At 49.1% G+C, this 12,792-nt stretch carries 9 protein-coding genes and 3 tRNA genes; 7 read left to right on the top strand and 5 right to left on the bottom strand.

Annotation, left to right across the window (positions count from 1 at the left end; all coding sequences use genetic code 11):
* Positions 1–41: 41 nt before the first annotated feature.
* The 5 genes from IC617_RS13895 to IC617_RS13875 all read right to left on the bottom strand — a co-directional run bounded on the left by IC617_RS13895 (position 42) and on the right by IC617_RS13875 (position 8,450).
* Positions 42–692: a hypothetical protein gene (locus tag IC617_RS13895; RefSeq protein WP_191145593.1), complete on the bottom strand. Its 651-nt coding sequence runs from the start codon at positions 690–692 to the stop codon at positions 42–44.
* 280 nt (positions 693–972) lie between these two features.
* Positions 973–2,319: a PEP-CTERM-box response regulator transcription factor gene (gene prsR / locus IC617_RS13890; protein WP_191145657.1), complete on the bottom strand. Its 1,347-nt coding sequence runs from the start codon at positions 2,317–2,319 to the stop codon at positions 973–975.
* A gap of 46 nt (positions 2,320–2,365) precedes the next feature.
* Positions 2,366–4,405 (bottom strand): XrtA/PEP-CTERM system histidine kinase PrsK, encoded by a 2,040-nt coding sequence (gene prsK, locus IC617_RS13885; RefSeq protein ID WP_191145592.1) that lies wholly within the window; start codon positions 4,403–4,405, stop codon positions 2,366–2,368.
* A complete protein-coding gene (locus IC617_RS13880) occupies positions 4,402–7,428 on the bottom strand; it encodes an efflux RND transporter permease subunit (protein WP_191145591.1) in 3,027 nt (1,008 codons plus the stop codon). Before IC617_RS13880 ends, prsK begins: the two co-directional genes overlap by 4 nt.
* Positions 7,429–7,430: 2 nt before the next feature.
* Positions 7,431–8,450 (bottom strand): efflux RND transporter periplasmic adaptor subunit, encoded by a 1,020-nt coding sequence (locus IC617_RS13875; protein WP_191145590.1) that lies wholly within the window; start codon positions 8,448–8,450, stop codon positions 7,431–7,433.
* Positions 8,451–8,578: 128 nt separating this feature from the next.
* Between IC617_RS13875 and murB the strand changes: the two genes are divergently transcribed.
* From murB to tuf, 7 genes are all read left to right on the top strand, one after another.
* Positions 8,579–9,655: a UDP-N-acetylmuramate dehydrogenase gene (gene murB, locus IC617_RS13870; RefSeq protein WP_191145589.1), complete on the top strand. Its 1,077-nt coding sequence runs from the start codon at positions 8,579–8,581 to the stop codon at positions 9,653–9,655.
* The gene (gene birA, locus IC617_RS13865) at positions 9,636–10,631 is read left to right on the top strand and encodes a bifunctional biotin--[acetyl-CoA-carboxylase] ligase/biotin operon repressor BirA (protein ID WP_191145588.1); all 996 of its coding nucleotides are present in this window, start codon (positions 9,636–9,638) and stop codon (positions 10,629–10,631) included. The genes murB and birA overlap by 20 nt, the downstream gene beginning before the upstream one ends.
* Positions 10,618–11,334 carry a type III pantothenate kinase gene (locus IC617_RS13860; RefSeq protein ID WP_191145587.1) on the top strand — a complete coding sequence of 239 codons (717 nt, stop codon included), beginning with the start codon at positions 10,618–10,620 and terminating at the stop codon, positions 11,332–11,334. The genes birA and IC617_RS13860 overlap by 14 nt, the downstream gene beginning before the upstream one ends.
* 200 nt (positions 11,335–11,534) lie before the next feature.
* Positions 11,535–11,619: transfer RNA gene (locus IC617_RS13855), tRNA-Tyr, on the top strand.
* Between the two features lie 36 nt (positions 11,620–11,655).
* Positions 11,656–11,730, top strand: a tRNA-Gly gene (locus IC617_RS13850).
* A gap of 13 nt (positions 11,731–11,743) precedes the next feature.
* A tRNA-Thr gene (locus IC617_RS13845) sits at positions 11,744–11,819 on the top strand.
* Positions 11,820–11,937: 118 nt separating this feature from the next.
* The coding region (tuf, locus tag IC617_RS13840) for an elongation factor Tu (protein ID WP_191145586.1) at positions 11,938–12,792 on the top strand (855 nt) is incomplete at its 3' end.

Genomic DNA, 12,792 nt, shown 5'->3' with positions numbered 1-12,792 from the left:
TATAGCTTTACGTCGGTTGATATACCGAAACTTTGCACGTCTTAGCTACAGGTACTCGGAGCGTGATTGTTGTCGATCAACTCGCTCAAGGCTTTGCCGAATTTAGTGTTGGGTTGGCCTTCGATATCGAGTGAGTTTAGCAACAGCCATGATGCCAGCGCAGCTAGGCTCTCGAAAGGTTTTCCTGGGCCATAAACTGGAAATTCAATGTCTAGCTCTGGCGCTTCAACGTGATACTTTGCATTTAAGTAAATAGCGCAGATTTGCACGAACACATTTACGATTAAGCTTTCAGCCCCCATTACCTCGGTTAATGTGGCGTTTCTTAATTGGTCCACATATTGTTCTGGGTTGTGGCCTTTAGCCTTTTCGTAAACAAACTTGTCATCCAAGCCTATGGTGTCGCCATCTTTGGTTACCACAAAGCCCGATGGGAAAGCATCGCCAAAAAGGACTGCATCAGAATAACTGCTGTAGTGATTTTTCCAACCACCATGAGAATACAGAGCAATACCACATGGGCTCCAGCCTGAGCCTGCGGAAGCTTGAATTGAACCAATTAAGTTGCCATTGCCAGAAGCCCAAATGGATTTCGCAGGAATAGTGCTCAAAGCAACCCCGATAGAGGTCTTCTTTAAAAACTTGCGACGCCCAAACGCATTGGATGACGATTTGGTTGATGTGTTGTCCATTTCTGAATTTCCAATATCCGTCGACTGTTGAGTTTTGTTGTCTATGCCCATCGTTGACCCCTTACCGCCGGGCTCAAGTTTGAAAACTGTGGCTCGCGACTGTCTAGCAAAACAAAATTTGAAAAACTGAACTAGCAATAATGCAAAAAATAGGCCGAAAAAACTATTTTTCTGCATTAGGCTGTTTTTTAAAGGCTTTATTAATTTAAGAGTTTTGTCTTAGCTGATTCGCGATCCTGCGGTGAGAGCCAATGTAAAAAACTCTGACAGCCCACTTTTTCTACGGTTTTTCCATACCGTATTTGTCCATCAAAGCATACAATGTCGGGCGTGTCACGCCTAATAATTCAGCAGCTTTGGACATATTTCCTTCTGAGCGAGTAATCGCACGTGAAATGGCTTGACTTTCAGCGGCTTCTCGAACTTGCCTTAAATTGAGCGGTTGTTGTTCAGTTTGTTGCGAACTCGGCATCAAGGCCAAATCGATGTCGGTGACCTGCTTACCATCGGCCATGATCACGGCGGACTTAATTTTATTTTGTAGCTCACGGATATTGCCAGGCCAGCGATGAGCCATCAGCGCGCTATTGGCTTCTTCGGAAAATCCGCTGATTTTACGGCCAAATTGTTGGCTAAAAGTTTGTAAAAATGCTCTCGACAACAACAAGATATCTTCACCTCGTTCGCGCAGCGGTGGGATATTGATGGTCACTTCACTGATACGGTAGAACAAATCTTCACGAAAGCTCTTCTCGGCTACCATACCTTGCAAATCTTGGTGGGTGGCGCAGATCACTTTGACGTCGACAGCGATCTCTTGGCGTCCGCCCAATCGCTCGATAACCTTCTCTTGCAAAAAGCGCAGAATCTTGGCTTGCAACGGGTAGGGCATGTCACCTATTTCATCTAAGAACAAGGTGCCGCCATTGGCACATTCGATTTTGCCTTTGGTTTGTTTATGAGCGCCAGTAAACGCGCCGCGCTCGAAGCCGAATAATTCGCTTTCTAACAAAGTTTCAGGAATGGACGCACAGTTGATGGCAATGAATGGTTTGTCAGCCCTAGGTCCGCGTTCATGAATAGCGCGAGCGAGTACTTCCTTACCTGTGCCACTTTCTCCCAACAGCAAGGTGGTGATTTCTGTCGGGGCAATTCGGTCAACCATGCGACTGACTTGTTGAACCTGAGGGCTGTTGCCGATAAAGCCATTGTCATCCAGCGAAGAGCTTCGTAAACGCTCATTTTCTTGCTCGACTCCGGCGACGAAAAACGCTCGCGAGACAATAACATTGAGGGTGTCGGCATCGATCGGCTTTTGATAAAAGTCCAATGCGCCCATTGCAATGGCTTTGAGCGCGTTATCTTTGTCGTCATTGCCGGTGATCACAATGACTTTGGTTTTAGGGGCAAGCTCGAGGATCTCTTGGAGTGTCGCTAGACCTTCGCTGGCATTGGCTTCATCGGGGGGTAATCCCAAATCCAAAGTAACGACTTTAGGCTCGTGGCGGCGCAGTGCGGCAATGGCAGATTCGCGATCGCCGGCAACAATGACTTCATTGTCGGTGAAAGTCCATTTGAGCTGCTTTTGGATACCTGGATCGTCTTCGACAACAAGCAACGGTTCCATTGACATCGTCCATTTCCTTATCAATTTGTGAGCATTATGCTTGGATCTAATTGGCCTGTATAGGGATGGTCATGACAAATTCAGTGCCTACTCCCGGTTCGCTGGTGACCGTTAGATGGCCTTGTAATTGCTCCACGAACTTCTTCGCGTCATATGCACCAATTCCCATGCCGGCATTACCTTTTGTTGTATCAAAGGGTTTAAACAAGCGAGTGCTGATGAACTCTTGTGTCATGCCTAAACCTGTATCTTTAACTGAAATATGCAGCTCGGTAGAGCTCGTCGTCAGTGATAATTCGATTGTTCCGTTGCTAGGAGTGGCATCTTGGGCGTTTTGCACCAAGTGACTCAGAACATTTTCGAATCGTTCTTGGTTGGCCGTTAGCACAACTGACTTGACTGTCGTTGAAAATAAAGGACTTGGCATTCTAGCCTGACAGCTTGCGACAACGGCTTGAATGCTGGTTACCGCGTCAAAAGAACGTTGATTCTCGCCCTCAATTCGTTTTTGACGAAGTTGCTCGAGCATCCGGTTTAATCGGTTTGACGCATCTTCGACTGTGGCAAAGGCATCATCGACAAATTCTGGATTATGCTTATGCCTCTCAGCATTTCGGGTTAATAATTGCAGCTGTGCTAAGACATTCTTTAAGTCATGGACAAGAAAAGCGGACATTCGATTGAAGGTGTCGAACTGTTGGCTTTCAGCCAGCGCCATGTTGGCTTGCTGGAGCTTTAGATGAACGGTGAGCTGGCGTGCGATGACTTTCATCAGGTCGCGGTCTTCCCAGTCGATGTTCTCACTGCTTTGTGGTTGCGAGAGCATACAAACTGCGTCGACACCGGCGCCTTTATCAAGAGGCACGATTAAGCGATACGGCTCAAGTGCAGCGGTTGTGTTGCTATCAAGCTCAAATGGCAGGTGTTCATCGGGTGACTTCAATTCTTCGACGTCGAGGATCCAATCATGTTGAATGACCAGCGGAGCAACTTGATTGATTGTCGCATGCAGCGCTTGTTGGTTGGCTTGTTGGTTCGAGCCAATTTGCGCAAGGACCTCAAACTCTTTACCTGTTTTGACTGCCAATATTGCTTGTTCACTGGCAAATGGCTGCGCCATCGCTTGTATCGCAACCTGCGGTAGTGAATTGACGTCATGACTGAAAACATCGGCAAATTTCATCCATTCATCGCGATATTCGTATTTATTGGCAAAAAAGTGCTTGGTAATGAATACCTTGACTCGCCTCCTTAGTCGGTCTGATAGGAATAGGCTGGCGAGCACTAGTCCGCCCAAAGCGAAGAAGGCTATCTGAGCGATGCCACCCCAACTGCCTCCCATATAACGAATGTAATAGCCTGCTAGCGCCATGAGCACTAAATAGCCGCCTGCTGCCATGAGCAGTGTGCTATGAAAAATAATCTCGCGAGATACGAAAACCCGAGTTGACCAATGTTGTGAACGGCGGGCAGTTAACAGTATCAAGGGTGTTGCCGCGGTATGTAGCCAACCGCGTACGCTCCAGAATTCCACTGGTAGTGATTGGGCCAACGCGGCGTTGGAAAATAAAACGAAATCGAAAACAAACACCATGCCTAAGCCAAGGCAAAGAGGTTTGATCGCCCATTTTTGCTCAGGCAGTGTTTGTCGATATAAATGCTCAATTAACCACAATGCTAATACCGGTTGCACGAGGTGCAGGGTTAAAAAAGTACTGGCCGACATCCAGTCAACTTGGTGTTGAAACAGCTCCGCGATGGCGGTAAACACAAGAACGAAAGCAACAATTGTTCGCGGCAATGGCGTGAACAAATCCCGCCATCGTTGCGATTCCGATAATGCAGAAGTGAGCAGTAGCAGCCAAACACCGTTTTTGAGTGTGTCTAATGCAAGGACTAGGTGCAGTGACATGCCATTGTATAGCTGGAGTGCAGCAATGGCAGACCATATTGCCGTCAAACCACATGCCAGCAGCAAACAGCTTTTTGGCAACGAGCGTTGCCGAGTGGTCAGCACCAACAAGAATAAGAACAGAAAACTCAGCGCGGCTAATCCGTAGCCCCACATACCAACGAGTTGGCTCATGTCTGATTTCTTCTCCGAACAACTAGATACGACAGTACCGGAACCACTAACAAACTGGACAGCGTTGACACCGCCAAACCACCAATAATCACCCAGCCCAACGGCGCCCAAAGTTTACCACCGAGCAAGGTCAGTGGCAGTAGCCCAACTATGGTGGTTAATGTGGTTAAGATAATTGGTGTGAGACGAGTTGCACTTGCAGCCACTACCGCATTCATTGCCGAGTGGCCCGCTCGCATATTGTAGTTGACCGTATCAAGCAAAATAATGGCATTGTTGACAACAATACCAAATAAGCTGATCAGGCCGACAAATGCCATGATCGAAAAGCTAAAGCCAGTGAGGTACAAGCAAGCCACGGCACCTGCAACTGCAAATGGAATGGAGGCGAAGATCACCACCGGCTGAACAATACTCTGAAACTGGAAGACGAGTAATGCAAAAATCCCTAAGCCGGCAATGAGCATGACATGGCTTAGCCCAGAGAAATTCTCGTTGCGAGACTCTTCCTCTCCTCCAACTTCAAACCGGACGCCAGCGGGCATCGGGTAGGCATGGAGAAAATCTACTGCTTGCTTAGTTAGCTGTGCAACGCTAAAGCCCGCAGCAGCGTCGGCAGAGACTTTACTGCTGCGAACTTTCTGGAAGTGGAAGAACTTAGGGTGTCCCTCTTGCAAGTTTGCACTAACGAATTGATTGAGCGGTATTAGCTGGCCTTCTCTTGTTGTTACATCGACTTGTGCAAGCTCGTCAAAGCTAGGCGATAACCCTTTCACTTTAACGGGATAAGTGTCTCCTAGTTGATCTTTGAGAACACCCACTTGGCTACCCGTCAAAATAGTTTTCAAGGTCTGATCAAACTCGGCGACATCAACATTGGTTAGGGCTAAAACGTCGAACTGAATATTCAAGTCCAGCTCGATTTGCGCTTCACCTATGTCATTGCGAATGTTGACCACTCCCTCTGTGCTGCGCAAAAAGGCCTCTAAATCACTAGCGACAAGCCGGACTTTGGCCACATCGTCACCAATCAAACGGAGTGTAATTGGCGGATCAGTAACGGGGCCCTGCTGAAATTCTTTAACGGTGACATTTGCTAACGGAAAACCGGCAAACATGTCCCGCCAGTTGCCAATCAGTTGGTTGACCTTGCTGTCATCATATTCAGTTAGCGTGACTAATAGTTGGGCGTAATTGCTGTGGCCCCGGCGGGGGATTTCATTGTAATAAATCCGAGGGTTGGCATTACCAACGTTTATCGCGAGAGCTTCAACTCCCTCAGAATTGCGCAACATCTCAGCTACTTCATGAGCAATGTCGTCCGTTTCATGCAACGCCGTGTTCGGAGGCGCTTGAATATCGACAAGCAGCATCGGCTTCTCTGCTTTGGGAAACAAAGCGACGCCGATTTTGGGAAACAAACTGAAGCCAGCAATTAGCACCACAAGAGAGGCAGCTAAGGTCAGCCAGCGGTGGTTGAGTATTGGTACCAGTAAGCGGTTGTATTGACGGAAGGCAAAATGATCGACCAGGTTTTGTAGCGACCATTTCGGAGCCGCAGCGACCATCAGTTTGCTTGCCATTAATGGCGTCAGGGTGAGCGAGAGTAGCAATGAAACGATTAATACCAAACTAACAGTCACTGGCATGGAACGCATGAAATCGCCGCTGGAGCTTTGCAACAGCAACATCGGCAGAAACGCAAAGACCGTTGTTAACGTGCCAATGGTACTCGCAGCGCCCACTCGGCTTGCGCCGTGCTGAGCGGCTTCAATGGCCGAACGATTGGAACCAATGGAGCGGTGAACACTTTCTGTCACTACGATTGCATCATCAACAAGCAAACCAAGTGCAATAATCAACCCGACAATCGACATTTGCTCAAGGCCAAAGCCAGTCATGTCCAATAGGCCGATAGCAATAGCAAACGACAATGGCACGGTAATTGTGATTAACAATGACGCGCGTGGCCCGAGAAACGAAAAGGATAAAATGGCGACCAGAATCAACCCTTGAGCAAGATTCTCAAAGAAGCCGTTTACGCGAGTTTCAACGCTATCTGATTGCCGGAAAACGCGTTCAACTATGAGCTCTTCACCGGCGACAAGCTGGAAGTCTTTGATTTCCTGTTCCAATAGTTCAGTTAAGTCGAATATGTTGCCGCCCTCGGCTTGTTGCACCGTTAAGTACACTACAGGTTTGCCGTTGTAATAAGCCAAATAGGTCGGTTCATCCGATGCGTAAGCAACATGAGCAACATCGGATACAGTGATCGGCGAGTGATCACCGCGAAGCACCACCGTGCGCCGCACTTCATCTAAGTTTTTGTAATTGCCACTAGCATTGACATTAAAGCGTCGCTGACTGGCGTCAACGAATCCAGGGGTGATGTTGTCTGCCCGTGAAGTCAGTGCTTGTGATACCTGATTGATGCTCAAGCCATATTGCTTGAGTCGTTCTGGCAATACCGAGACTTCAACGATTTGCTCGGGCAGCCCCCAACGTTCTGCTTTTCGAACTTCAGGGTGTTGCTCTAAACGTTTTTGCAGTTGTTCAGAGGCAACTGATACTGCTTTGTAGTCCATCGGCTGGGTCGACAACGCGTACTGCAAAATGCTAACGCTGGTTGGCGATGCTTTTTCAACAAACAGCTGAGTTTCTGGTGGTAAGCGATCGCGCACATTGGCAATGGCGAGTTGAATATCGTCAAAGCCTTCATCGGGATCGGTGCCGTATATAAACGTCACCTCCATGCGTGTGCCGCCGTTGTGAATCGAGGTATCAATTTTTTTGATGTCTTCTAATTCAGCTACCGCTTGTTCTATTGGGTCAACGACAAGGGTCTCGACATCAAGGGGGGAAGCGCCGGGGTAGACTGCTTCGATTAATGTAATGGGCAAATCGAATTGCGGATCTTCCGAGCGCGGCATGCTGAAATAGGACATGACCCCGAGTGCAACCGCTAACAAAACAATGATACAAGTGAATTGCGGCTTCCTTAATGCCGCATTAGGTAACCACATGGCTATTGCTCCAACTGATTGAGCAGGCGATCCCAGCCTCTGGTTACGACACGTATTTGATTGTCAGTCGCAGGGATGTAGATAGATTGTTGGTCCATATGAATGATGGGGAACTGGCGCAGCTCATAGCCATTACCCGAATCGATGACGAAACTTGCTTCTCCGTTTGTCACTGCGGCCAGTGCAACGATTGGAATACGGTAGCTGGGTTGTTGTCGGGTCACGCCAATCGACGCTTGCACCCACTGCCCAGGTAATGCTCGCCGTTGGTCAAAATCAACGGCAATTTCGACTTCATACAGTCCTGTGCTGGCATCAGCAATAGCGCTGATAGCAATAATTTTTCCGTTGAATGTCTGTTGCTCGGGAGTGCTAATTACCACAGGCATTTGCAACTCGACCTGAGAAATTTCGTTTTGTGTCAGATTGAGTCGAACGACTAAGTTCTTGGGATCGGTTGATGCGACAGAAAAAACCGGAGAGCCTGACGATACTTGTTCTCCCGGTTGCACTAAGCGCGATACCACGACCGCATCAAACGGCACAACGATGGTCGCTTTCCTGATATCGTAATCAATCTGCTCCATTTCACTTTGCGCTTGCACTGCATCTGTTTCTGCTTGTTCGAGAAAGTCTTTTGATACCGTTTTGTCTCGGTAGAGCTGACGAGCCCGTTGTAAGTCTTGATGAGACTTTTGATGACGAGCCGTAATGCTGGCTTTGGTCGCCATTAGATCGGTCAATTCAATGGTAGCAATCGTGTCGCCGGCATAGATTCGTTGGCCCGAATCGGCGTAAAGGATGTCGACAAATCCCGGAGTTTTGAAAGACAGGTTGGTGATATAGCGAAAATCGATGCGCCCAGTGCGATTGATTTCGATATGAAATGGCTCCGAGTGAATCACTTGACTCTGACTTGGCATATTATCTGGGCCAGCGAACACTGGCGCGATTAAACAAGCCCCTGCCAGTAGAGCTGCTCGAAACACGACTGTTAATGTGGAAGTCAGGGAAGGCAACACGGTCCTGTCCTTGGTGATTTAATCTCCACTGAGTCTACACCAAGATAAGCCAGAGAGAAGGGCAATCTGTGATAACAGCATGAAAGCTAGAGGACTTTTTAGCTGAAGCGAGAACAAAAGCCGTTATAATGGCGGAATTGTTTATCGAGAGTATGTTCACCTTGTCTCAGCCCGCAACGATAGATTTGCAGCCTTATCACAGCTTTGGCTTGCCGCAGAGCGCCAGCAAGTTCCATCAGGTTAACGATGTCGCTCAATTAGCTGAGTTGCGAGCCAGTATGACACAAAAGCCCTATTGGCTTGGGGAAGGCGCCAATACCATTTTTGTCGAGCCGATCGAGCGGCCGATCGTTAAATTTGTTGGTCAGCAGGTAACGCTGGAACATGCCACTGATGCTGTACTTTGTCATGTTCTGGCGGGCAAAGACTGGCATCAATTGGTGACCGAGCTGGTTGCTCAGGAGATTGGAGGGCTTGAGAATCTCGCTCTGATCCCCGGTTCAGTTGGGGCCGCCCCGGTGCAAAACATTGGAGCCTATGGTGTTGAGCTTGCCGATTTTTGTCGCTATGTCGATATCTTTGACTGGGCAACGGGCGAGCACCGCCGGCTCACCGCCGAAGATTGCCTATTTGGCTACCGACACTCCGTTTTCAAAACCCCAGATGCATCTGAGTGGTTAATCACTGCAGTTGGTTTAGTGCTACCTCAACAGTGGCAGCCGAAACTTAGCTATAGCGGCCTGGAGTCATTGTCCCAGCAGCAAGGGCTGACGCCAGCGCAAGTGATGGCGCAAGTTGTTGCCATTCGCGAGGCGAAATTGCCCGATCCGAAGTTGCTCGGCAACGCCGGCAGTTTTTTTAAAAACCCGACAGTGACGAACCAGCATGCTGCTCAATTGGCTCGGCAATATGACAATATGCCGAGCTTTCAAGTGGCTGGTGGAGTCAAGGTCCCTGCTGCTTGGCTGATTGATCAGTTGGGCTGGAAAGGCAAGGGGGTTGGTGGCGCAGCTGTTCACCAACATCAGGCGCTCGTTATCGTCAACCGCGGTAATGCCCAGGTGAAGGATGTGGTGTCATTGGCTTGGCAGATTAAACAGCAGGTGGCTCAGGTTTATGACATTGAACTGATACCGGAAGTGCGTTTTTTGGGAGCCCACAGCGAGCTGACATTGGAGCAGGCTTATGCGCAAACCTGCCTTTGAAAGTAAACGGACCATACTCGAGCAGCTGAGCGCTGAGCGATTTATCTCTGGGACCGAGCTAGCCGAGCATCTAGCGATCAGCCGATCAGCCATTGCTCGGCATATCTCAGAGTTACAACAACTGGGTGTTGATATTTATGTGGTCAAAGGGAAAGGCTACAAACTAGCAACATCATTAGATTTAATCGACGTTACAAAGCTGGCGGCGCTCACCGAGTGCTACCGACCCGACGGCGCAGAGCTGCATGTTTTTCCGTTAATCGATTCCACCAACCAGTTTTGGCTCAACCGCCAACCTCAAACACCAGCGAGCGCCAGCGTTTGTTTTGCTGAATGCCAGAGTGCAGGGCGCGGGCGCCGAGGTCGAGCATGGCAATCTCCTTTTGGTGGGGCCCTTTACTGTTCGGTTTGGTGGCGATCCGAGCATAATCTGTCAGAGCTAATGGGGCTGAGTGTGGCGATTGGCTTAGCTCTGACGCGCTGGTTGGTCACACTTGGAGCTCCGGCACAGGTCAAATGGCCCAATGACATCTATATAAAGCAGCAAAAAGTCGCGGGCATCTTGGTCGAATTGGAGTCAGGCAAAGATGGTAAGGGAGCCGCTGTGATTGGCGTTGGTCTCAATATTAAGTTACCCAGCTCGACCACCGCGGCGATCGACCAACCATGGACGGAATTAAGTCAGTGGTTGACACCGTTACCCTCTCGCACTGAGATTGCGGCAGGCCTTTATCGCACATTGATTGAATGCTTAAACGAATTTGAGTCCGGCGGTTTGCAACAATGTTTGGCAGATTGGTCGAGGCATGATGTGTTTGCTGACCAAGCGATTCGCCTGCTGATGGGCGATCATCAAGTGGCGGGTATTTGTCGCGGCGTCGATGGTCAAGGCGCACTGGTAATCGAAAACGAGCAAGGACGGCGTAGCTATTTTGGCGGCGAAATTAGTGTGAGGCCAGTTGATGCTGTTGATTGATTTGGGCAACACCCGCGGCAAGTTAGTGATGGTTGCAAAAGGTCAATTACTGCAGCCGGTGTATTGGGATTATGACCATGACATTGCTGCACTCTTCGCTAAGTTAAATCCTTCTACTATATGTATGGCGTCTGTTGCGCCGCTACCAATTGAACGACGACTGATGGATGCGGCTGTTGCTGCCGGTATTCCGCTCAAGCGGGTGGCTACTGAGCCAGCAAATTTTGGTGTGGTGAATGGTTATGCTGACTACCACCAGATGGGCATCGATCGCTGGCTGGCACTAGTTGCAGCTCGCCAAGTCACTGAACAAGCGTGTGTGGTCGTTGATGCGGGCACGGCGGTCACCATTGATGCAATGAATGAAGCGGGCAGCCATGTTGGCGGCTGGATCGTACCGGGGCTGACACTGATGCGAGCATCATTGATGCAGCGCTCTGAGAAGTTGAATGTTGCGGCTAGTCAATTCAAGGTAGGGTTTGGTGTTACCACTAGTGATGCAATGAGCCGCGGCGCACTACATGCTGTCAGCGGCGCTGTTGCGCAAGCCTGTTCGCTATTGGCTAAGGTATCGCGGGTGAATCCAACGGTATTATTGACCGGTGGTGATGCCGAAGCGTTGGCGCCAGCGTTAACCGGAAACGTACAGATTATCCCTGATTTGGTGTTCAAAGGCCTGCATTGTTACGCCGAAGCGATCTGAATGTCGTCAAAAATTGTGGTTTTGTACGAACTATGCACAGTAATTCAGAAAATGTCGGAAATATTGAAAAAGGTGTTGCACTGCCAAAATCCCTTATATAGAATGCGCTCCGCACTGAACGACAGGTGCTTGTTACAAGTAGTGGCTTGAAGCCGCACAAGCAGTAACAACGAGCTTAGGCTTGATACTTGTCGACGCGTGGAGGGGTTCCCGAGTGGCCAAAGGGATCAGACTGTAAATCTGACGGCTCCGCCTTCGAAGGTTCGAATCCTTCCCCCTCCACCATTTATTTTGCGGTTTGAGGTAGCCTCTAAGGCACTTGCGGGTATCGTATAATGGCTATTACCTCAGCCTTCCAAGCTGATGATGTGGGTTCGATTCCCACTACCCGCTCCAGCGAGAATTCAGTGCTGATATAGCTCAGTTGGTAGAGCGCACCCTTGGTAAGGGTGAGGTCGGCAGTTCAAATCTGCCTATCAGCACCACTCTTTCTCTTGTTACGCTCCCTCAAGCTGATGAAGAACAATTGCCGGTGATGACGCCGGTTATTGCTGTTGAGGCTTTATTTGCCCACTCAACTTTTCTAAAACGGAGTCCATTCTAATGGCTAAAGAAAAATTTGAACGTAGTAAACCGCACGTAAACGTGGGCACCATCGGTCACGTTGACCACGGTAAAACCACTTTGACAGCGGCTATCACTAACGTACTTGCAAAAGTATATGGTGGTGAAGCAAAAGATTTCGCACAAATCGATAACGCTCCAGAAGAGCGTGAGCGTGGTATTACCATCGCAACTTCTCACGTAGAGTACGACACTCCGTCTCGTCACTACGCGCACGTTGACTGCCCAGGTCACGCTGACTACGTGAAAAACATGATTACCGGTGCTGCTCAAATGGACGGCGCGATTTTGGTAGTTGCTTCAACTGATGGCCCAATGCCACAGACTCGTGAGCACATCCTGTTGTCTCGTCAGGTTGGTGTACCTTTCATCATCGTATTCATGAACAAGTGTGACATGGTAGATGACGAAGAGTTGCTTGAGCTGGTAGAAATGGAAGTTCGTGAACTTCTGTCTGAGTACGACTTCCCAGGTGATGACTTGCCAGTGATTCAAGGTTCAGCTCTGAAAGCGCTTGAAGGCGAGAAAGAGTGGGAAGACAAGATTGTTGAGTTGGCCGAAGCGTTGGATTCATACATCCCAGAGCCAGAGCGTGACATTGACAAGCCATTCTTGCTGCCAATTGAAGACGTATTCTCAATCTCAGGCCGTGGTACTGTAGTAACCGGTCGTGTAGAGCGCGGTATCATTAACGTTGGTGACGAAGTAGAAATCGTAGGTGTTAAAGAGACTGCTACGACTACTTGTACTGGTGTTGAAATGTTCCGTAAGCTTCTTGACGAAGGCCGTGCGGGTGAGAACGTAGGTGTTCTTCTGCGTGGTACTAAGCGTGAC

This window comes from Neiella litorisoli (assembly GCF_014773395.1).
In the GTDB taxonomy this organism is placed as follows: domain Bacteria; phylum Pseudomonadota; class Gammaproteobacteria; order Enterobacterales; family Neiellaceae; genus Neiella; species Neiella litorisoli.
The sequence above is the reverse complement of the archived record's forward strand: the minus strand, read 5'-3'. Positions and strand labels throughout refer to the sequence as shown.